The organism is Cupriavidus sp. 8B (genome assembly GCF_054589115.1).
Window position 1 is genome coordinate 23,377 of the sequence record NZ_BAAILO010000487.1, and the last position, 21,656, is coordinate 45,032.

Consider the following 21,656-nt stretch of genomic DNA (forward strand, 5'->3'; position numbering starts at 1 on the left):
GCACGGTGTGTACCCCCAGCAGCTTGAACAGTGGCGCTAGGCCGCCACACAGGCGCTGGCTGCACCTGAAGAAGTGTATGTCGGCCCGCAGCAGACCCAGCATGATCGTCGCCTCATCAAGGAGCTGGAACGCGAGCTGCGGCGCAAAGAGAAGGCGTTGGCCGAGACAGCCGCGTTGCTGGTGCTATCAAAAAAGTCGAGGCGATCTTCAACAAGGGCGAGGACGAATGATCGGCCTCGAAGATCGCCTGGCGCTGGCCCTGGATATCGAACAAGCGCACACTGCCGGAGCAAGGCTGCACGCGGCCTGCGAGACCGCTGGCATCAGCGTACGCACGCCGCAGCGCTGGACGGCCGACCAGGGATTCATATCGGGCGACGGCAGGCCCCAGGCAGTGCGGTCGATGCCCGCTCATACCCTCACCGAGGCTGAGCGCTAGCAAATCCTGCGTGTGGCTAACGAGCCGCGCTTCGCCGACATCCCCCCGCGTCAGACGCTGCAGACGAAAGCACCCAGCGAGGCCTCTACGGCCCCATAACACTTGGCTTTAGCCGCATGATCTGAGCAGGCTCCGCTGGGTCATTACAAGGCATCACCGCGCGTGGCGACGCCGTACAGCGCCAAGCTGACGGTACGCGAATCAACGGCTCTCTAACCCAGTGCCTCGTGGTGGTCGGCGGTAAAGCCGACCTTCCCAGATTGCAGTAGAAAGGTGTTGTGTGCCGTATTGCCCAATGATCGACGTCTGCATTTGTGAACGGCGAACGACTGCGCCCGCGAGGAACCAGAACGGTATCATCATCTGCGGCCTAATTACTGCCTCCGTGGTTATCCCGGAAATGATGTAGATCATCGCCAGCATAAAGAATAGTTGCTCAATCCTGTTGTCAATATTTTGCTGTAGTCCACGCGCCGCCCTTTTAATAATTATGAAAACCACCCATATGTGTAAAGCTAATCCAATTGCACCAGTGCATGTCAAAAGATAAAGTGGAGAGCTATGGGAATTTTTCCCGCCAAAGAACTCCTCACTGAATTCGGCGGTAAATCTCTGATCTGCATCCAGTCCTGCGCCAAAAATCTGCTGGTCGAGGCTGGCATTACAGTAGCCATCCCATAGAGCTTGCCATATATCGGCCCGGCCCTGGCTGTTCTTTGCAGAAAATCCATCGGCTATGTCGAAGCCAAGGTAACCCGAAAGCGGGGTAAACTGCATAATTGTAGTGAAGAACACATATGTTCCAAAGCACGCGATAAGACCTATCAAAGCAACCCGTAAGAATGATCGCTTCGCCCCCGGTTTTCGTCCAAGGTAGAAGGTTTGCAACAGCGGCATCAGCATTAGAACGGGAATGAATACGCGAGAATTCGCCCTAAGGACAATCCAGCCTGCCATGGCAAGCATCGCCAGTTTAAGGATTCTCGATTTCGTGTAGACAAGCACAAACGCGAGAGCGATGGCGGCACTCAAAGTCAGGTCTGTCTTATAATAATAACCACCCGTGAAGGTGTTTACATAACCCCAATCCTGGTAGCCGATTCCCAACATAGATGCCGCAGTCAGGCCCACTATACCGACTATACTCAGCGCATTAGATCGCTTGAGTGTTTGGTCGCCGACATACAGAATTCGCCCGGCCCAAAAAGAAAGGACGAAGGATATTTGCTTTGCCAATAGGATGGTATTTTCTTCGCTCACGCCCCGAAGATACGAGGATAGAAGAACAAAAGAAAATATAATCAAAATCGCATCTTCCCTTGTTGATTTCCAGTGCGCCGGCTTTCCTTTTAGCGCTGCCTCTGCCCAGATGAAGAGAAATACCAAAAGGTGCGCGACGCTAAGTTCTTTGAATTCCCAGAAATAGTCGACGACCATTCTCGTCGCTAGAAAAAGATCAAACATGCTGGGTGCGCCTGGTCAATGTGAAGTTGGGCGTGCGCGTCAGTATTTCCCGCCCCATTGCAAGAGGCCCTTGACGCACTTTCATGCCAATTGCTGCAAACATGGGTGAGCCGGATTCTCCCACGCGCAGCACAGAGATTCTTCCCTACGAATTGGGGGAAGGCCAGCTTCCGCGTGGCCTGGGTAGGCAGACAGGCATTGCTCAACCTCGGAGACAAGGTGGTTGGAAGCCCCATAGCTGACGCCATATCAATAACGAGGTGATATCCCCGCTATCGGGAGATGTACTGCGAGATGTACTGTGTCGACGGTTACGCCTCTGTACGTCTGCAATCAGTTCGGAATACGCCACTATTGCTTCCATTCGGCAGATGATTGAGCCCGCGGCAGCGCATGCAGGTGGCGTTGAAGGCCAATTTCAGGGCTTCTTCTCGCTTTTCTTCGAATGTTGCCCTCCATGTCAGGCTAGCTGCCGCCTTTCTTTCCCCATTTCGCTCTCGTAGTTAGGTGATCGAGTTAAGTCACTGCTTGTTAGCAGTGTAAAAATCGAAAAGCTCAGAGTTTGTTACCCTATTCTCTTTCGGGAAATAGTCAGCCCCAAATCGAAGAAAATCTTCAAGCACCTGCCAACCGCCGAATGAATCTAACTCCCACGAATGCCCCCAAAGATGGAAAATGCCTCCCGTCATAGCAACCCGCATCGCTAGTTCGCATAAGCGTTTATACAAACCGCTATAATTAAGCGCGCGTAGACTCAACGACCAACGATGGGGCCACGATCCATAGCGTGCAAAATTCCGAAGAATGACCGCACGCGAATGAGGATAGAACTGAATGGTCGTAGGGAGAAGCAAAGGATCACGATAAGTCGACCCGTGGAAATTTACCGTCGTACGTGCAAACTCAAAGCCAGCCTTCTTCACCAACAGCGGATGGATAGCGTTGTATTTCCCACCCGGATAACAAAAGCCTCGAACCGGATGCCCTAAAATTTGCTCCAGACCGATTTTTCCCAAGGATATCTGTCGCCAGGCCTCCCCTCGGCCCACCGTATTGAGATAACAGTGGTCTTTTGTGTGAGAACCAATCTCATGCCGCTTATGCAAGTCGCGCAGGTCAGATTCCACCATAACCGGCAAGCCTTCCCGGTTTCTGAGAGGAACATAGAAAGTTCCCCTGAATGAGTAACGATCTAGGAGATCCGCGAGTTTTCTGTCAGCAGGATGACCATCATCCCAGGACGTAGTGAACCGGGCGACATTTTTCATTTTCTATGACTTTGCGTTACCGAGACACAACTCGATACCCGAACAGAATCTCTCGCTCATTTTTTCAATGGTAAAACTATCGGATGCTAGTCTCGCGGCTGACGTAATACGTCGCAAGAATCCCTCATCGGAGACAAGTCTCCTTATTGCATCTGCATAGTCATCAATACAGTTTCTGGAAATCACTCCATTAATCCCATCTTTTAAATATGATATTTCCGGACCATGTTTGGAGTCTGAAACTGTCACCAACGCCTTCCCAAAAACAAACGCATCCAACACGACAAGCCCCACCGCACCGGGGTTGAGCATCATTGCTGAATAACCGATCAACTCGGCCTTTTCGCGGCCTTTGCGAGCCCCCACCCAATGGAACCACGGGTATTGCTGCTCCCACCGCATGACACGTTCCCGATCCGGGCCGTCTCCCATGATTACCAACTCAAGATCGGAAATCGTGTGACGCACCCGACGCACCGCCTCAACCGCGAAGTCCAATCGCTTATCCTTATACAGCGATCCAACAACAATAGCGTAACGTTTTCCGTCTAGCCCAAGTTGACACAAAGTCGATTTTTTTTCGCTCGCTTGCGTATCAGCCCAAGCCTTTGCAATCTCGGAGGTGTCAATAGCGTTATTGAGGACAGTAATGCATTCGTGCGACAAACCGTAGGAGAGCAAGAGTTCTTTGGTCAACTCTGTATAAGCGAACCACCAATCAGCTCGACGGGCCGTCCATCGCTTGAAGCACTCCCGCCAACTGGTTTCCCTGTCGGCCTGCATGTTGCGGCCGTGCCCCCAAAATGCGAGCTTATAGTTTCTCGGCCGGAGCAGCATCCAGTGATTGTAGAGCAGCTTATTTTCCTGCGTGACAATAACCAGGTCAGTGCGACCGAGCCCACTCAATGGTTGCCAGCAAAGATCACCGCCCATCCAGTAACGCGTCCGTAAAGACTCCGCCCACGCCAAGTAACCTGTATCCCGTTTCAGCTTCTCTGCACTGGTGGGCTGTCCGACCATCAGTCGAAGCCGAATATCGCTTTCACTGAGTCGCTTCCGCATAGACTCAAACAGCGGTACACGATAGTCAGTAAGGCGGCGCTGGACAATCACTACATTTTTCATTTTTAGATTAGAGTCTGATGGAACAGCGCTTCAGTTTAGTGGTCTGCCCGCGTATGTCGAAGTGCTCGCATATGTATTCTCGAGCTAGCCGGCCCATAAGGCCGACTAGCTCTCGGTCCACAGGAAGCACTCCTAACCGATCACTCCGGACGGAACGCAATCTCTAGGCTCGCCGCCTCGACACAGCCAGTACTTAGCACTAATGGAGCCATAGAACAGCTACGCCGCGCGGCAGAGCGCGAAAGCGTGCGCGCAGACGAAGAAGAAAGGCCCTCCTCGCCGCAGTTACGCCACGCGGTAAACTTGAAATTCGCAATGACCAAAAAGATAAAGTAATCAGAGGAATAGCGTCCATTGCAAACTCAATAGTGCAAGCTCGAAGATTTTAACCTGCGACCATCTAAGCAGCATGGTTTCAACCGAAATTTATATAATACTGAAGCAGCAGCCCATCGCGATTAGCCGCGCCAAGGTCACTGAAAACAATTTCCCAATACAGAAAGCAAGATGGAGCTTATTTGCTTTTCTGAAATTTCCAATGCACAAGGCCCTCCAATCTACCAATAGAGACAAATGCCCCTTGGGCCGCAGAAAGCCACCGCCCACGAAGTAATGGAGCCATAATTGGGGCGATTATCCCTCGCAATATAACCCAAACACTTAGCCGATGCTTTGCGTAAATCGCCCCGGTTCCGCGGGCCCGTTTTCTGGAATTTGAAAATTTCCCGAGCAGGTTCCCTTTACGCTCTATCGAGATTTCATGATGCACGCGCACATCCGGGCAATACTGAAGTTTAGCGCCAGCCGCTAAGGCTCGAATCAGAAAGTCAGTCTCCTCCCCCGCTCCGAACCATCGCCCTACGCCTAGCCGCTCGTCAAACCCACCGAGACCGGTGAAAATATCCCGCGTGAAGAACAATGTGATGGAACTCGCATCCCCACCTCGGAACCGGCGCCAAGCCGCAAGGGAAAGGAGTCCCCGTTGAGGCTTATATTGTTTCATTTTTGACTGTTCAACCCAGCATCCAACAAGACCATCGAGGCTTAAATCGTTAATCAAATTTTTCCTAATTTTCGAAATTGTGTCCGGCTCGTACCAGCAGTCATCATCTGTCAATCCGATGACAGACCCCTCTGCTCGAGATATTCCCAGATTACGAGCTACCGAAAGGCTCGGTGGCAATATGCGAATGTGCTTAATCGTCAGACCGAGTGAAACTGCGTCATTAACGAATGGTATCAAACGGTCGTCCGGGTTCTGATCAACCAACAAAATCTCAAAGTTTTTGTCAGTCTGCATTGCAAGAGAATGCAAACAACGACCGACCTGCTCTCGTCGATCTACAGTAGCAAGAATTAATGAAACTCTCATACGTCTGTCACTAGGCTTTATTGATGACACCGTCCAATATCGGCGAGAGAAAAGGAGGCAGCTTAGCAGAGATTTTCAATAGCAAATCCCTGAGGTCATCGCCAATTAGCCGCGGCCTTAATAGAAGCACGACATAAAGCGTCACCGCCCCAATAATGAGATCAAGAAGTAGGCGCACGCCGGATGGAAAGGCCGAGCTATTCGTATCTACTGTTATTACCGCGCCACCAACAACAGCAGTCAAAATCAAGCCACTGCGAAATGATCGAAATATTAGCATCGGCTGCAAATCGAGCAATCTGGAGGCAAAAAATAATACTACAATAGCCCTCAGTAAAAATAGCGTAAATACCGTCCATGCTACCGAAATTATGTTCAATTTTGCCACCAACAATAAGGTGGCAAGGAACATAATCGCGAATGTCAGTTGTACACGGAACTCCGCACGAGGATTACCGGTAGACCAGAGGAGAGGTGTGGTAAGAGCAAATATCGCCCACATGGGCATAGCTAAAGACAAAGGCTTTAATAGTTCTCCCGCACCACGCCACTGCTCCCCATATACTGTCGAAACAAATGTATCAGCCACGACCGCCAACCCGACGAACGCGGGAAAGCCAAAAATAAAGACCCCCCCCAGTAGGGCTCGATAGCCGGCAGCAAGCTTTTCCGGCTCACTAGAGACCTTGGCCGATGCGGCGAAAAAAACGGAATTAACCACGCTCAAAACCGTACCGGTTAACGTACCAATCATATTGTACACAGTAGAGTACAATCCAAAGTCTTTTGCGGAAAACATGCGCCCCACGATCACACGGTCAATATTATTCACAAACCAATTGGTTAGATTCGTGATGAGAACATTTGATCCGTAAGCGAACATGCCATTCGCTCCCACATGCCAAAATTTGGGACGTATGGGGTGCCTGACATTCATATAAACCAATGCAAAGTAAATTAGGGCCTGCGCTATCCACGCCGCAACTAATGCCCAAAACCCGAATCCCGCAATCGCCATCGACAGACCGATAATAATATAGCCCCCGACGTAACTGATGATCCTTGCAAAATTAATGACCTTAAATTTAAGCTCACGCACAAGCATGTTATTGGCCGGGGCTGTCATCGCATTCAATAGACACACCACCGACAGCACTGCAATAACGCGCCCATGCTCGGTCACATTAAAAATAGATGAAATATAAGGACTCGCCACTATTACAACTAGAGTTACTAGCAAACCGAGTATAACTTGCCATGTAAAAGCAAAGCGTACATCGTGATCCGACACTTCTTTCTTTTGAATCAACCCATATGCCAACCCAAAATCCGAAAAAAATGTTCCAAATCCGACAACGATGGCACCAACAGCAAATATCCCGTACTGTTCCGGCCCTAGAATTCGGGCCATAAATATTTGGGTTGCAAACTGGAGAACAATACGCACTGCGCTTCCTCCAACCCCCCAAAAAACGGCGTTAATACTTTTAGAACCAATATTTCGATCAGAGGACATACCACTCACTTATCTGATATGGATGGAGTCTTACCACACCCTACATTCAGGATTGCCATCGACTAGAATAATATCAATATCACGGCAAGCTTCCCCAGTCGTGGACGGACTCCGCGGACGGCCGGCATCATGGAAGGGCAGAGGCCAGAAAGAAAATGCCCTTTCATCCAAGTACAGTCAGTACTGTCGAATAGACGGAGTCAGCTATTATCAAGAACAAGAACGTGCCATATCTCATGAGTCAGTCGCTTGCTAGCGTCCCACTCTCCAGAGTAGACTCCCTTAACGCGTCACTTGAGAGTAAGCTAGGCTCTTGTTAGTCTCAGCGATAATCAAAAACGCTCGATAGGCCTCGACAAGCCCATCCCACAATGCGATACGTGCCCGCCAACCCAATAATTCCATCTTCGAGACGTCCAAAAGCTTTCTCGGCGCACCATCGGGTTTTTCCCGATCAAACTCTATCGCCCCATCAAATCCCACGACTCGACTAATAAGCGTTGCCAACTCGCTTATAGTGATATCTTTCCCCGTCCCTACATTGATATGATTGCACATCGGCCCCACAACCTCCGAAAGCTTCTCGCGCTGCAACCCCATAATATGGACGGATGCCGCAGCCATATCGTCCGCATGAAGGAACTCCCGACGTGGTAGCCCGGTTCCCCAAATCCGTACAATATTTTTCCCGGACTGTTTGGCCTCATGAAACCGTCGAATTAAGGCTGGAACAACGTGGCTGTTCTCCGGATGATAGTTATCGCCAGGGCCGTACAGATTAGTTGGCATTACACTGCGAAAATCCGTGCCATATTGGCGATTATAGCTTTCACAAAGCTTGATTCCTGCGATCTTCGCGATTGCATAGGGTTCGTTCGTCGGCTCGAGCTTTCCAGTCAAGAGATATTCCTCCCTTATTGGCTGCTCGGCTAATTTTGGATAAATGCAACTCGAGCCAAGGAATAGCAAACGACCAACGCCAGCCCGCCAAGCCTCGTGAATAACATTGGCCTCAATCATCAAGTTCTGAAAGATGAAATCAGCTGGGTAAATATTATTGGCATGAATGCCGCCGACCTTGGCCGCGGCTAAGTAGACCTGATCGATTTTTTCCGTAGTGAAGAATCTCCGCACGGCATCCTGATTGGTCAGGTCTAGTTCGTCATGGGTACGGGTAATAATATCCACACGCCCGTTAGCCTGCAGACAGCGTACAATGGCACTCCCCACCATACCACGATGGCCGGCCACATAGATTCTGGAGCGGCTGCTGCTCATGTCCTCTTACTCCGCGCTCACTGCAACGTTATAGCCATGCTGCTTCAGCAAGGCATTACGCCGAGCTTGGTCCAGATCGTTGGCCACCATCTCCTTAATCATCTGATCGAGCGTGATCTCCGGCACCCAACCAAGTTTCTCCTTGGCCTTGGCCGGATCGCCCAGCAAGGTTTCCACTTCCGCTGGGCGGAAATAGCGCGGATCCACCTTGACGATGACATCGCCCACTGCCAAAGCAGGCGCTTTATCCCCTGTGATGGCCTCCACCAGAGCCACCTCGTCCACGCCATGGCCCTCGAAGCGCAGCGTCACTCCTAGCTCGGCAGCGCTGCGCTTGATGAACTCGCGCACGCTGACCTGCTTGCCTGTGGCAATGACAAAATCTTCTGGATGATCTTGCTGGAGCATCATCCATTGCATACGCACGTAGTCGTAGGCGTGTCCCCAGTCGCGCAGGGAATTCATATTCCCCATATACAAACAGTTCTCCAGGCCTTGCGCGATATTGGCGATGCCTCGCGTAACCTTTCGTGTAACGAAGGTTTCCCCACGACGCGGGCTTTCATGATTGAAGAGAATGCCGTTGCAGGCATACATACCGTATGCCTCACGGTAGTTTACCGTGATCCAATACGCATACAGCTTGGCTGCCGCGTAGGGGCTGCGTGGATAGAATGGTGTCGTTTCCTTTTGGGGAATTTCCTGCACCAGACCGTATAGTTCCGAGGTGGAAGCCTGGTAGAAACGTGTCTTCTTTTCCAGGCCGAGGATTCGGATGGCTTCCAGCAAGCGCAGGGTGCCGAGCGCGTCGACATCTGCCGTGTACTCTGGCGACTCAAAACTCACAGCGACATGGCTCTGTGCGCCAAGGTTGTAGATCTCATCCGGCTGCGTTTGCTGAACGATGCGTATGAGGTTAGTGCTATCGCAGAGATCCCCATAGTGCAGCATGAAATTCCGATGACTGATGTGCGGATCCTGGTAGATATGATCCACTCGCGAAGTATTGAACGAGCTCGCGCGGCGCTTGATGCCGTGCACGATATATCCCTTCGCGAGCAAAAACTCGGCCAGATAAGATCCGTCCTGGCCGGTAACTCCGGTTATAAGCGCAGTTTTTGGGTTCGTCTGTTTCATTTTCATATCTGGCATCGATGATCTGGTCGTTCAGGCTAATTAGGTTTTGGCCGCGGCCGGTAGGTGGACACGTCCATAAGCATCGTCAAAGCGGACGATGTCGTCCTCACCGAGATAACTACCGCTTTGCACTTCAATCATTTCCAGCGGCAAGCTTCCTGGATTCTCTAACCGGTGAATGGTGCCCAACGGAATGTAGCTGGACTGATTCTCGGATAGGAGGAAGGTCTCGGTCCCACAGGTCACGCGTGCCGTTCCCTTCACCACGATCCAATGTTCTGCGCGGTGATAGTGCATCTGCATGGAGAGCTTCGCGCCCGGCTTCACCGTGATGCGTTTCACCTGATAGCGCTGGCCGCCATCCACCGAGTCATAACTACCCCACGGCCGATAGACTTTGCGGTGATCCGTGGCTTCATTGCGCCCCTGCACACGGACCATATCCACAATGGCCTTGACGTCTTGGCATTGGTCTTTGTGCACTACCAGTACTGCATCGGGCGTTTCAATCACCATCACGTTGTCGACGCCAGCGACTGCAACCAAGCGATGCGAGGCGTGGACGAGGCAGTCCCTTGCGTTGTGCGTGAGCACGTCGCCGATGGTGACGTTGCCATCGGCCTGCTTGGTGCCCAGTTGCCACACGGCATCCCATGCGCCGACATCGCTCCACTCGCATGCGAACGGCACCATGCGAGCTTGTCGGGTGTGCTCCATTACCGCGTAGTCAATGGAATTGCTCGGGCATTCCTTGAAGGCTTCCTCGCACAGACGGAAGAAGTCGAGGTCTTTTTGGCCTTGTTCCACAGCGGCGCGAACAGCACGCAGTATTTCCGGCGAACAGACTTCCAATTCCGCCAGGAACGCCGAAGCACGGAACAGAAAAATGCCGCTGTTCCAGAAATACCCGCCTTCAGACAGGAATTCGGTAGCCCGCGTCAATGATGGCTTTTCCTCGAAGCGCTCCACCTTGTAGCTCTGGTCGTTGCACAGCGCTCCGGCCTTGATATAGCCGTACCCTGTTGCCGGCTCGGTGGGCACAACGCCGAAGGTGACGATGGCGCCGGCCTGCGCCGCCGGCAAGCCCTGTGACACGATGCGGCCAAAGGCAGCAACGTCGCGAATCACGTGATCCGCTGGCAGCAGCAACAGCAAAGGATCCTGCCCTGACGCCACTGCATGCAAGGCGGCCGCTGCAGCGGCAGGCGCCGTGTTCCGTGGATGAGGTTCTAGGATGAACGCTGCGTTCTCGCTCCCAATCTCGCGGGCCTGCTCAGCCACCATGAAGCGATGTGCGTGGTTGGTGATCAGTATGGGCGCGCCAATGCCTTCCACTTCCCGCACGCGCAACAAGGTGTCTTGCAGCAACGAGCGGTTACCTAGGAGGTTTAGAAACTGCTTCGGATAGCCTTCGCGAGACAGTGGCCAAAGTCGCGTTCCCGATCCTCCGCAAAGAACTACCGGAATGATGACGGCTGGTGCTTCCATCCGAATTCTCCTACTGCAAATCCAAAGTTCAAGCACACCTGGTGCAAAGCGGAGGGATACCGCGCAAAGGGAGAGATCTCCTGGATAAGGGGATGATCGAAGTCTTTGCTATGATTCCCGTCGCCGCTACGGTCACCGGTGTATGAGCCGGCGGTCAAGTACATTTTCCGCCGCTATCCATCACGCGAATTTTCGCCGCCTCTTTGACTGGGCTTCGTCCCGGTAAGGCGCACAGGCTCTGCCGCCGGGCATCAGATTTCCGGCATAGCCCCCTCTGCCTAGCTACTTTCGGCGCAAAGCTAGTGCCAGCATTTGTTTGCTTACTTGTTCCTCATGGCTTGCTCCGCGATTGCATCCTGGGTATAGCCGTAGTACGCGTAGCGATAGCGTCCGTACTTGGAGCCGTATCCATAGCGATATGCGTTCGGATCAAGGCCGTTGAACACGACGCCGTTCACGTCGGCGTTGGCCTGCCGCAGCTGTTTGGCGGATTCGGTCACCTCGCCAATGGTGGTCTTTTCGAAGCGGGTCACGAGAAATACGGTGCCACAGCGCGCCGCCAGGATGGCCGTATCGGAAACGGCCAGCACCGGCGGCGTGTCGATCAGTACCAGGTCGTATTCCTGGCCAACTTCCTCTAAGAGTTTTACCATGCGCTCGTTGAGCAGTAGTTCTGCCGGATTCGGTGGAAGGCCGCCGGTGCTGAGGAAGTCAAGGTTCTCGAACACATCGCGATGAACCGCTTGAGCAAAGCTCACATTTCCGATCAATACATCAGCCAGACCGTTGCTCCGATCCTTCCCGAAGTATTGGTTCAAGTGGCCTTTACGCATGTCGGCGTCAATCAGAAGGACGCGCTTCCCCCCCGTGGCCATCACGACCGAAAGGTTGGCCGAGATGAATGACTTACCTACGCCAGGCGTCGGGCCTGTCAACAACACGCTGTTGTTGACTGCGTCGAGCATTGCGAACTGCAATGCGGTACGAAGGCTACGCAGGCTCTCGATGGATGGCTCATTGGGATTGCGGTCCGCCAGCACGAACTTGCCTCGCTTGCGCTGACGGATTTCTTCCGTGAGCAAGATCTGGGCTGTCGACAAAGGTACGGTCGCATAGACGCTCAGGCCAGTATGTTGTTCGATATCCTGTGAATCCGTGATGCCTCCATATAGCGCGTTGCGCACGAAGGCGGTTACGATGCCAACCAGCAGACCGAGAATCGCCGCCAGCGCGATCGTGAGTTCCTTCTTTGGTTTGATAGGCGCTTCCGGAATCGGCGCGTTGTCGAGCAAACGAACATTGCCGACCTTTCCTGCCTTGACAAGTTTGAGTTGCTGCATATTGTTCAGCAGCCCTACATAAAGGTCGTTGTTGACCTGCACATCGCGCATCAAGCGCAGGGTATCCTGCTCCACATTGGGAAAGGCCTTCATGCGGGCCGCCAAACCGCCCACCTTTGCGCTCAGCGTCGCAATCTGCTGGTCGAGCGCCTGGACTCCCGGGTGAGAAGCCGCAAAGCGCGTCAGCAGTTCCGTCCGCTTCTGCTTTAGCTCGAGAAGGCCTGTTTCCGCAGTCACGCTCTCCTGCAGGAACGCCTTACCTTCCTCGCTGAGGTTGAATGTATTGCGCTTGTTGCGCATCTCGTTGTACTTCACCTCGGCCCGCTCCAGCTCAGCCTTGAGTTGGGGCAGTAAGCCGTCAAGAAAGACCAAAGACTTCTCCGCTTCGGCGGCCTTACGCCTGATGTTCTGCGCTACGTATTCCTCGCCGATTTCGTTCAGGATGTTCGCCGTAAGCTTTGGGTTGGTGCCATCGAGCGACGCACCGATAATGCCGCTCTGCTTTCCCTTCTCAGCGATCTTGAGTTGGTCCTGGAGCCTTTCGATCGTCTGCAGGTGCGAGTTCCGTACAAGGGTGAAGACAATGCCCGGCTTTGCCTTCATGTCATTCACCAACAGCGTGATGCTGCCTACGCTCTGATCTGCCTTCAGCGGCTGGCCCACGCGCCCCTCAAGGGGTACGTCCAGACTGGAATGCTCCACACGATACCGTCCCTCGCCCAAGGCGGTCAGCTTGAATCCTTCGCCCTCAAGGGAGTCTGGCACGTCGAATTGTTCGACGTTAATAGATTCCCTAGCCCATGCGAAGCCACCAACCCCAAACAGTCCCGGCTCGGACAAACCCTTGGCTCGGCTGGCGATCCAAGCGCCAATAAAAGGAAAATAGCTAGGCTTTGCGGAAAGGTAAAGTCGCAGGTTGTCTACCGCCTTTCCTACTACCATGCGTGACCGAAGAATTTCGATCTCGGCTGCTGCTTCCGCCTTCACGTCAAAAATGCTCGACACGTCCCCCAACAAGCTTTTTGCACTATTGGGATTATCCTCCACCTGCACCAAGATATCGGCCTGATAAACCGGCCGAGCCAAGAACGCGTAAGCCACCCCAAGTGCCAGCACCACGCCGGCAATGGATGCGATCAGCCATCGGCTGGCAAGCAGCACATCCAGGTAACGGACTAGGTCAATCTCGTCGTCCGGCGGTGCGGCAACAACAACTGGAGGGGGAATCTGGTTCATCTGCATTACTACCTAATCAGTTATCGAAGCGCCTGGATACGCGGCACCCAGGTTTCCACGCCGCGCTGGATCAGTTCCAGCGCGCTTTCGAAGGCAGGACGGGCCTCGCGATAGGGATCGGGGACGTCGAACTTGGCCAGTTCACCCATGCGGAAAACGCGGCCGGTTGTGGCGGGATACAGCCGCTGGATGTCCTGGCGCTGCTCGTTGTCCATCACGAGGATCAAGTCTGCCCGGGTGGCCAAGGCCCGGCTGAGCTGTTGGGCGCGGTGCCCCGTAATATCTATGCTGCGCTCGCTCATTAGCGCCACGGCATGCGGATCGGCAGGCTCGCCAACGAGCGCGCCCAGCCCGGCAGACACCACATTGGTTTCGGGCAAGGCCTGCTTGAGGAGCCCTTCCGCCATCGGGCTCCGGCAAATATTGCCAATGCACACCACAAGTACGGTCTTGATCATTTGGCCGCGCTCGCAGCGGAGGTGAAGAAGCTTCCGCTTGGGAGCAGTTGGTTGATCACGCGGCTCCAGCGGACCACACCGGCTGCGTCCACGTAGACGACGTCCTTGGGCTTGAGCTCGAACGATTCTGCCAGTGCCATGGAGACAGGAGACTTGCCATCGAGGTGGAAGACTTCGGCTTCGCCGTCGGTGGTCTTGCGGATGACGTAGAGCTCCTTGGCGTCGGCTGAATTGGGGTTGACCCCGCCGGCTTCGCCAAGGGCTTCGCTGAGCGTGAGGCGGCCGTTGCGCGGTAGGACTGTGACGGGCTTCGCGACTTCGCCGGTAACGAAAACCTTACTATCTTCACGCTGCTCCACGCGCACAATGTCGCCGTTGCGCAGGAGGATGCGGGCGGGATTGATCCCTTGCTGCAGGAGCGCGGGCAGGTTGACAACGTAGTTCTTGCCGTCACGCGATATGCGGATGCGACTATTGTCGCCGGTGAGGACGTTGACGCCGCCTGCGCGGTTGAGCGCTTCTACCAGCGTCATGGCCACGTCATCGATATTCTGCGGTCCGGGCGTCTTGACTTCGCCATCAAGGTAGACGCGCTTGCTGCGGAAAGCGAGCACGCGCACGGTGACCTGCGGCATGTTGACAACGCCCTTCAGCTGCGTGCTAAGTTGGCCGCGAATCTCATCAGGGGTCTTACCGACGACCTGAACAATGCCGGCATACGGGAACTGGATGGTGCCGGCGGGGCTGACCACGTACCCGGGCACGTTGGCTGCGCCGCCGATGTTCGGCATGTCGTATGCCGTGCCGATAGTGTAAGTCTGGGTGGGGAACACCAGCTCGGGGTGGTCCCATACGACGATGTTGAGAATGTCGCCAACGCCAACGGTATAGGGCTTGGGCTCCGCGTACAGTACTTCGATGCCGGCGTTCGCGGGCGTCATGGCCGCCTTCATAGCCCGCACCAGCGCCGGCGTAATCTTCGTAACCTTTGGCACCGATTCCGGATCCTCCGGATCAAGCGGGCGCTGCGGATCAAAGCGCATCCCCGGCGCTAGTGCGCAGGATGCGAGCAGTGGAACCGTCCCCAGCAACAGCAACGCTCTACGGAAAGACAGAAAACTAGAAGGCTTGAACACGTCTGAATAATTCCCTTGATACCCGAAAGTCCGCGCCCCTGCCCGTCTCCTGGCTTTGGATTGCTGCGACGAATCCGCTTGTCCAACATGGCACACGTGGGGCGCCTTTCCGCTGCGTTGGCCTGCTGGAGCGGAGATGAACTTTGCGGCGGTGACTTCTTGATGCCTGCACGCTTTGCTCTTGCAGCGCATCACTGCTTGAAGACCGGCGAAGTGTATGGCTCCTGGGGGTAGATCTTCAAGGCGAACCGGCCGTTTTTGCCGTGTTTTCTATCCCCACTGAAGAGTGGACCCGACAAAAGTAGGGATGCCCCTAAAGGGGGTAATGCAGAAGTATTCGGTATGTGTTCATGATGGAGAATCCTGCCTCTGTTGGTACGTTTTCACCCGATTGGGCTACGCGGTTTTTGCGGCTTTTCCAGGGGTTTTTCGTGGTTTTTTGTTTTCGCGTTCCGGAATGGTTTGAAGATGAAGCCGGCTCTTTCGTCGTCCGATTCGGCCGACCGCACATCGGCCATGCACGCACTCCGCAGCGCTTCGCTTCCCCACCAAGGGAGGGATCAAATAACTTCCGGGGGACTTCCCCAGCAATGCGAATTCGTGCTTGCATGGAGAATGAAAGATGACCGCTCGGCGAGCCTGAAAACATCATGCCGTGATGCGTTCATGCTGCGTCTTTTTGACCATTACCAACCTCAATGCCCGCAAAAAAAAAGGGTGTAGGCGCGGGGAGTGCCTACACCCTATCGGGAATTAGCAAGGGGTCACGCTTGCTGGGGTGGATTATTGGCGCGCGTTGCGATCGAGGTTACCCCGCTAAGGTAGGTGCCACGCTTAGGGGGGGATAGGAATGTGCTGTCGCCTTCAAGATGGCTGCGCCGTCCTGGCCGGTGATGCCTTTGTCCAGACATTCTTACCCTGCGCAGGGATGGGGCCTACCAATGCAGGGTACCGACGATCGGTTCGCCTAATCAGAATGATCCGTGGATGCGGGTTGTCACCTGGAAGGGTAGAAGCAAATGCTGGATTCAATCGAGAGAAGCCTGGAGGCCGATGCGACGGCATTCGCGTCGGGCGAGGCATGGGTCGAGGCGCACCTGACGCCTTCGGGCTGGACGTACGGCAGCTACAAGGACGAGGATGCGCGCCCGGTCCTGATCCCTGCTCCCATTGAGTCGGTGCTGACGGTGCGGCGGCACTATATAGTGCGCGGCGCGGCGGCGCCCCGGCGGCTGAGCGAGATCCGCACGACGCGCGCGGATTCCGCCCGGGAGATCATTCGCTTGCTGGAGGCCTTCGGCGAGCCGCATTTCAATGTCAGGACGCAACGGGTGCCCAGAGTCCCCGACGTCACGTTCTGAGTGGCATTCCCTTATTGTCCTCATTGCCTTGTCCTCCGCCTGATCATGGCGACTGCCGACGCCAGGCATATCCGGCCCTGAACGCCAGAACCTAGCCCGAAAGGCTGACGGGCTAGGGCAAACGGCGCATTGACCGGCTTTTCTCAGGCGCTACCATCGGGTTAATCGGGCTTGATCTCCTCGGCTTCGGCCTATCCCACCGGACTTAGCGCGCGAAGCGCCTCTTGCTGCACGCGTGTACACTCCCGCGTTCTCCTCGGGTTACAGGGTTCGAGGGTGCCACGCAAGGGCGCGATTTTGCGGCGTGGTCTAGCCTGCGCGGCTAAAACAACGAGACAAGACAGTAAAACAATGAAAGTTTCGACTACCAACGTCCTCAACGTCCTGGAGCAGGACGAAATCGCTGCCGTCCGGGATCTGGCGCGCAACGTCTCGCATCCTCCAGCCTTTGTCTTGCTTCGCGCTGCCTTTATCGCGATGGCCGTGGTGGGCGTGCTGTGCTTCGCGGCGAGTAGCTTCCATCTCGACGGTTTTGAGAACGTGGGGACTGGCGCGGCGGTGCTGGCGGCGCTGCTGTTCCTTGCGGAGCGCCGCTGGTTTGGTAACCGCGACGAGGTCGTGGTGCCGGCCGAGCAGGTTGCGGCGCTGCGCGGGCAGCTTCGCCAGGAGATGTTTGGCAAGTTGGAGGAGGTGGCGTGCCGCCTAACGCATGATGGCCCGGGGGATGGGGTTATCCGGGTGCGCACCTTGTGGCAGTTCCTGTCGGAATCCGTGGCCAGCGAGACGCTCAAGCGCCGGAATGCCCGCGGGCCCGCCAAGGAATCTGAAGTGGGCTGAGCTACAGCGCGCGCAACCGGGGGCGGCCAGGCCGCCCTGCCCCGACATCCTCGCCATATCCCCAACGACCACGCTGCTTGGCCGCGGCTAGCCTTTGCGCGGCAGGCAGCTTACAGCTGTTTGAAGCCTGCGCCTGCACGCCGGCTCTGGAGGGTCCTCCTCCATCTCAGGTACAGCATCGCCATCGCAATTGCAAACGCGTTCTTGGCACAATGTTGATGCTTATCTTGGGTGGATTGGCCAGCAGGGGGTAGCTTGATGGGCTGACGCAGTTCAGCCAGGGGAAGTGGGAGTGCGAGGATGGTAGCGGGCGGGAACCCAGTCTGCTCAGCTCACTGTGTTCCCGCCCTGAACGGCACCAGCCCCCTTTCGATGGAAGCGGCTGACGACCGACCAATCGCTATGCGTCGCCGCGCCCCTCGCTCTCAACCTGCGCCGCGAGTTCGCTCAGCACCAGTGTCTCGTGCGCCAGCCCGGCCGCCAGTGAGAGCAGATGGCCCTGGATGTCTGCGACCAAATCGCCGAATGTTCCATCGGCGGCGCTGTCGCGGGTCATGAACAGTAGTGCGTAGAGTTGTGCCGCCTTTTCGCCGGCGAGGCTCAGCGGGTTTTCGCATGGCGTACGGGCGGTCACGAACATATCCGCGCCGGTATGCTCAGCAGTGACGCCGTAGCGGGTGTGCTTACGCATGGGCAGTCTCCGTCACGCTGGCGTTCCGGTGTGGGTGGGCAAGTGGATTAAGGCGGGTCAAGCGTTGCCCGGAATGGGCGAGCGAAGACTGGGGCATAGGTGCCTCCTACGTTAGCGAATCGAAGTCCGCTCCCCGCTGCTATTCGGGGTGGGCGGGCGCAAGGCCAGGTAGCAGACCGGAACGTAGGTACCGGCGAGCCCGAAGGCTCCCCAGCCCAGGCCCGCCCATAGGGGCGTGCGAAGGCACCGGACGTGAGAATCTCGCCTTGCGGCGGCCGTCCGTCTACGTATTTCGGGCTGCTATTCCCGATCGCTGTTGTTGCAGCGACGAGCAAAGTATATCTTGATCAGAACTCTGGAGAGAAACTTCACGCTGGGCCAGCTTGACCGCGGCTAGTCCTTGCACGGCAGCGCTTGACTTCCCGCTCCCGTTCTGTAATTTCTGTATATACCGAAATGACAGAAATAACAGGTGACACAATGAAGATCTTGGTGACCGGGGCGAGCGGGCTGGTGGATTCGGCGCTGGTGGCCCGTTTGCCGGCCGAGGGGCATCACGTGGTGGCGCTCGCGCTCCGGCTGGATCTTCTGCCCCGCCATCCACGGCTGCACCGCATCGCCCGGGGACTTGTCCGTCTGGACCACGCCGGGGCGTTGGCTGGCTGCCTTGCGCGGCGTCGATGCCGTCGTCAATGCGGTTGGAATCTTTCGACAGGCCGCGCGGCGGCGTTTCCAGGCGTTGCACGTGGATATGCCGCTCGCCCTGATCCTAGCTTGCGCGCAGGCCGGCGTGCGGCGCCTGGTACAGCGGTCCGCACTGGGCGCTGCCGCGGACGGTGCTACTGCCTATTGGCGCAGCAAAGGCGTGGCGGACGATGCCTTGCGCGCCAGTGCGCTGGATTGGGTGATTGTGCAGCCGTCCCTGGTGTATGCGCCGGGCGGCCGCAGTGCAGCCTTGTTCCGGCGGCTGGCGGCGTTGCCTTTGCTGCCAATACCCGCGGATGCCGGGCATGTGCAGCCGATCCATCTTGACGATCTGGTGGCGCTGATGCTGCAGGCGCTCAATGCTGGCTTCACTGGCTTCACTGGCTGCGCGGGCCGGCGCACCGTGGCGGCGGTGGGGCCGGCGCGGCGGCTGCACGTGCCGGGCTGGGTGGCCGGCCTTGGCGCGGCGTGGCTGGCAAGGCTGCCCGGCAGCCTGGTCGATGGCAGCAGCCTGGCCATGCTGCGCACCGAAAACAGCGCCACCCCGCGCGCGGCGGCCACCTTGGCCGGGCGGCGCCTGCGCGCTCCGGCGTCTTTTTCCACCGCGGCCGACCGCCTTCCCGCATCACCGGCAGTGCGTTCGCCGTGGATGAAATGGCCGACATCGGCGGAATCGTTAAAGTGTTGCATGGCGTCAATGGGGTTCGGGTAAGGCGAAAGGGGGAGCTCGACGGCGCTTTACGCCGTGGGCAATGTCGGCTGATCGGCGCAGCCGGGTCTTGGCAGTCAGGTCTTGATGTCGAGCTTGGTGATCAACTGCTTGAAGGTAGCGTTGTCGCGCGCGATCACGCGTTTGAAAGCGGATTCGTCGAGATAGCCTTCACCCATGTTCTGCTTGGCCATGGTTTCGCGCAGGGCAGGCTCCTGCATGGTCTTCTCAATGGCGGCGCGCAGCACGGCCACCACTTCAGGCGGCGTCCCCTTTGGCGCCGCGATGCCGCGCCAGCCGTTGATGACCAGGTCCACGTTGCGCTCTTTGAGCGTGGGCACCTTCTCCCAGCCCGCCTTGATGCGCTGCTCTGACATCACCGCGAGCGGCCGAATCTTGCCGGCGGCGACATAGGTGGCCACCTCCACCGGCGTGACCGCGACGGCTTCGATATGTCCGCCGAGCAGGTCCAGCACCGCGGGATTGGCGCCGCGGAACGGCACGTGGTTGAGTTGGATCCTGGCCTTGTCCTCCAGCGCGGCCGCCGACAGGTGGCCGAGCGAGCCGGGCCCGGCGTTGCCCACGCGGAGCATGCCGGGCTGTTTGCGGGCGGCGGCCAGGAACTCCTCGATCGTCTGGTACGGCGAGTCGGCGCGCACGGCAATGGTGGCCGGGTCGGCGTTCAGGCGAGCCAGTGGAATCATGTCGTCCGCGGTGAACTTGGCCAGGCCCATATGCGGAATCATCGTCAGCTCGACCGTGATGATGGCGAGCCGGTAGCCGTCCGGCTTGGCGCTGACCAAGTCGGCCCAGCCCACCGCGCCGCTGGCGCCGGACTTGTTCAGAACCACGAAGCTCTGCGGCAAATGCTTGCGCGCCGCTTCGGCGAAGGCACGCGCCAGCACGTCGGTACCGCCGCCCGCGGCAAACGGCACGATCAGTTCGATCGGATGGGTAGGATATGCCCCGCCCTGGGCAAAGGCCGGGCAAACCGCCGCGGCGGACACGGCTGCCATGGCGCGCAGTACGGCGCGGCGTTGAAGAAGCGATGAGGTCATGATGCGGTGTCTCTACGATGAACTTTGCTTGGAATCACCCGGTGGGATCTGCGCGGCGCTTAATCCAGCCGGATGCCGGCCGCCTTGATCACTCCGGACCACAACTTCTGCTCGCTGCGCGTGAACTGGTTGAATTCCTGAGGAGACATCGGCATCGGCTGGATGCCGAGTTCCTCCAGCTTGGCGCGAGTCTCCGGATGCTGCAGCGCTGCGACCAGCTCCTTGCTCAGGCGCATCACCACCGGCGCCGGCAGCCGCGCCGGGCCGACGAAGCCTTGCCAGGCGTAGGCCTCGAAGCCGGGCAGGCCCGCTTCGGCCATGGTCGGCACATCGGGCAGGATGGCCAGGCGCTGCGGCGTAGCCACCGCCAGCACGCGAATCTTGCCGCTGCGGATCAAGGACAGGCTGGGCGGCAGGTCGACGAACATCGACTGCACCTGCCCCGCCATCAGGTCCTGCAGCGCGGGCGAAGAACCCTTATAGGGGACGTGCAGGATATCGGTCTTGGTGCGCTGCTTGAACAGTTCCAACGCGACATGCAGTGGCGAACCCGGCCCCGACGATGCAGAGGAAACCTTGCCGGGTGTCTTGCGCGCCAGCGCCAGGAATTCCTTCAGGTCGCGCGCCGGGAAAGCCGGATGCACGGCCAGCACCAGCGGCATGCGCCCCAGCCCTCCAATAAAGGTGAAGTCCTTGTCGGCGTCGTAGCTCAGGGTGGCGTACATGGCCGGGTTGAAGGCCAGCGTCCCCGAATCCGCGGTGCCGATGGTGTAGCCGTCAGGCGCGGCGCGCGCGATCGCGGTGGCGCCGATGATGCTGGCGGCGCCTGGGCGGTTTTCCACCACCACCGGCTGGCCCAGGTCCTGCCCCATCTTCACGGCCAGGCCGCGCGCGATCACGTCCGTAGTGCCGCCCGGCGCGTAGGGGACGATCCATTTGACCGGCTGAGTGGGGTAGGCCTGCGCGTGCGCGCCGCCGGCGCAGCCAAGCGCCAGCGCGGCGCTCGTCAAGATACGGGCGAGTTTGCTCTTCATGTC

Annotated in this window: 17 protein-coding genes and 1 pseudogene; 4 read left to right on the plus strand and 14 right to left on the minus strand. The window is 56.9% G+C overall.

All coding sequences use genetic code 11. The features are described 5' to 3' along the window. Positions 1–512: pseudogene (locus tag ACYP5B_RS45220) on the plus strand (IS3-like element ISAzo10 family transposase); the annotation flags it as partial. A gap of 129 nt (positions 513–641) precedes the next feature. Here ACYP5B_RS45220 and ACYP5B_RS45225 read toward each other — a convergent pair. The 11 genes from ACYP5B_RS45225 to ACYP5B_RS45275 form a co-directional block, all read right to left on the minus strand. Further along, complete coding sequence (locus ACYP5B_RS45225; RefSeq protein WP_459573927.1) at positions 642–1,904, minus strand: hypothetical protein; 1,263 nt, start codon at positions 1,902–1,904, stop codon at positions 642–644. Between the two features lie 521 nt (positions 1,905–2,425). After that, positions 2,426–3,172, minus strand: coding sequence for a polysaccharide deacetylase family protein (locus ACYP5B_RS45230; RefSeq protein WP_459573928.1), 747 nt, complete (start codon positions 3,170–3,172; stop codon positions 2,426–2,428). A gap of 3 nt (positions 3,173–3,175) precedes the next feature. Further along, on the minus strand, positions 3,176–4,297 hold the full coding sequence (locus tag ACYP5B_RS45235; RefSeq protein ID WP_459573929.1) for a glycosyltransferase family 4 protein: 1,122 nt from the start codon (positions 4,295–4,297) through the stop codon (positions 3,176–3,178). 514 nt (positions 4,298–4,811) lie between these two features. Further along, on the minus strand, positions 4,812–5,669 hold the full coding sequence (locus ACYP5B_RS45240) for a glycosyltransferase family 2 protein (protein WP_459573930.1): 858 nt from the start codon (positions 5,667–5,669) through the stop codon (positions 4,812–4,814). Between the two features lie 10 nt (positions 5,670–5,679). Beyond that, on the minus strand, positions 5,680–7,185 hold the full coding sequence (locus ACYP5B_RS45245) for a lipopolysaccharide biosynthesis protein (RefSeq protein WP_459573931.1): 1,506 nt from the start codon (positions 7,183–7,185) through the stop codon (positions 5,680–5,682). A 282-nt stretch (positions 7,186–7,467) separates the two neighbouring features. Further along, positions 7,468–8,463: a GDP-L-fucose synthase gene (fcl, locus tag ACYP5B_RS45250; protein WP_459573932.1), complete on the minus strand. Its 996-nt coding sequence runs from the start codon at positions 8,461–8,463 to the stop codon at positions 7,468–7,470. 6 nt (positions 8,464–8,469) lie between these two features. Further along, entirely contained in the window at positions 8,470–9,600 is a 1,131-nt protein-coding gene (gene gmd / locus ACYP5B_RS45255) for a GDP-mannose 4,6-dehydratase (RefSeq protein WP_459573933.1), read from the minus strand. Positions 9,601–9,639: 39 nt separating this feature from the next. After that, positions 9,640–11,088 (minus strand): mannose-1-phosphate guanylyltransferase/mannose-6-phosphate isomerase, encoded by a 1,449-nt coding sequence (locus tag ACYP5B_RS45260; RefSeq protein ID WP_459573934.1) that lies wholly within the window; start codon positions 11,086–11,088, stop codon positions 9,640–9,642. 320 nt (positions 11,089–11,408) lie between these two features. Next, the gene (locus ACYP5B_RS45265) at positions 11,409–13,670 is read right to left on the minus strand and encodes a polysaccharide biosynthesis tyrosine autokinase (RefSeq protein ID WP_459573935.1); all 2,262 of its coding nucleotides are present in this window, start codon (positions 13,668–13,670) and stop codon (positions 11,409–11,411) included. Positions 13,671–13,684: 14 nt separating this feature from the next. Then, positions 13,685–14,122, minus strand: coding sequence for a low molecular weight protein-tyrosine-phosphatase (locus tag ACYP5B_RS45270; protein ID WP_459573936.1), 438 nt, complete (start codon positions 14,120–14,122; stop codon positions 13,685–13,687). Beyond that, a complete protein-coding gene (locus ACYP5B_RS45275; protein ID WP_459573937.1) occupies positions 14,119–15,258 on the minus strand; it encodes a polysaccharide biosynthesis/export family protein in 1,140 nt (379 codons plus the stop codon). Before ACYP5B_RS45275 ends, ACYP5B_RS45270 begins: the two co-directional genes overlap by 4 nt. A gap of 1,019 nt (positions 15,259–16,277) precedes the next feature. Between ACYP5B_RS45275 and ACYP5B_RS45280 the strand changes: the two genes are divergently transcribed. After that, on the plus strand, positions 16,278–16,619 hold the full coding sequence (locus tag ACYP5B_RS45280; protein ID WP_459573938.1) for a hypothetical protein: 342 nt from the start codon (positions 16,278–16,280) through the stop codon (positions 16,617–16,619). Positions 16,620–16,970: 351 nt separating this feature from the next. Next, positions 16,971–17,456 (plus strand): hypothetical protein, encoded by a 486-nt coding sequence (locus tag ACYP5B_RS45285; protein WP_459573939.1) that lies wholly within the window; start codon positions 16,971–16,973, stop codon positions 17,454–17,456. A 400-nt stretch (positions 17,457–17,856) separates the two neighbouring features. Here ACYP5B_RS45285 and ACYP5B_RS45290 read toward each other — a convergent pair whose 3' ends face one another. Then, positions 17,857–18,147 carry a hypothetical protein gene (locus ACYP5B_RS45290; RefSeq protein WP_459573940.1) on the minus strand — a complete coding sequence of 97 codons (291 nt, stop codon included), beginning with the start codon at positions 18,145–18,147 and terminating at the stop codon, positions 17,857–17,859. Between the two features lie 628 nt (positions 18,148–18,775). On the opposite strand from ACYP5B_RS45290, the gene ACYP5B_RS45295 reads away from it, so the two are divergent. Continuing rightward, a complete protein-coding gene (locus tag ACYP5B_RS45295; RefSeq protein WP_459573941.1) occupies positions 18,776–19,564 on the plus strand; it encodes an NAD(P)H-binding protein in 789 nt (262 codons plus the stop codon). A 74-nt stretch (positions 19,565–19,638) separates the two neighbouring features. On the opposite strand, the gene ACYP5B_RS45300 is transcribed toward ACYP5B_RS45295, so the two are convergent. Further along, the gene (locus ACYP5B_RS45300) at positions 19,639–20,619 is read right to left on the minus strand and encodes a tripartite tricarboxylate transporter substrate binding protein (protein WP_459573942.1); all 981 of its coding nucleotides are present in this window, start codon (positions 20,617–20,619) and stop codon (positions 19,639–19,641) included. A gap of 59 nt (positions 20,620–20,678) precedes the next feature. Continuing rightward, positions 20,679–21,653 (minus strand): Bug family tripartite tricarboxylate transporter substrate binding protein, encoded by a 975-nt coding sequence (locus ACYP5B_RS45305; RefSeq protein ID WP_459573943.1) that lies wholly within the window; start codon positions 21,651–21,653, stop codon positions 20,679–20,681. Between the last annotated feature and the right edge of the window lie 3 nt (positions 21,654–21,656).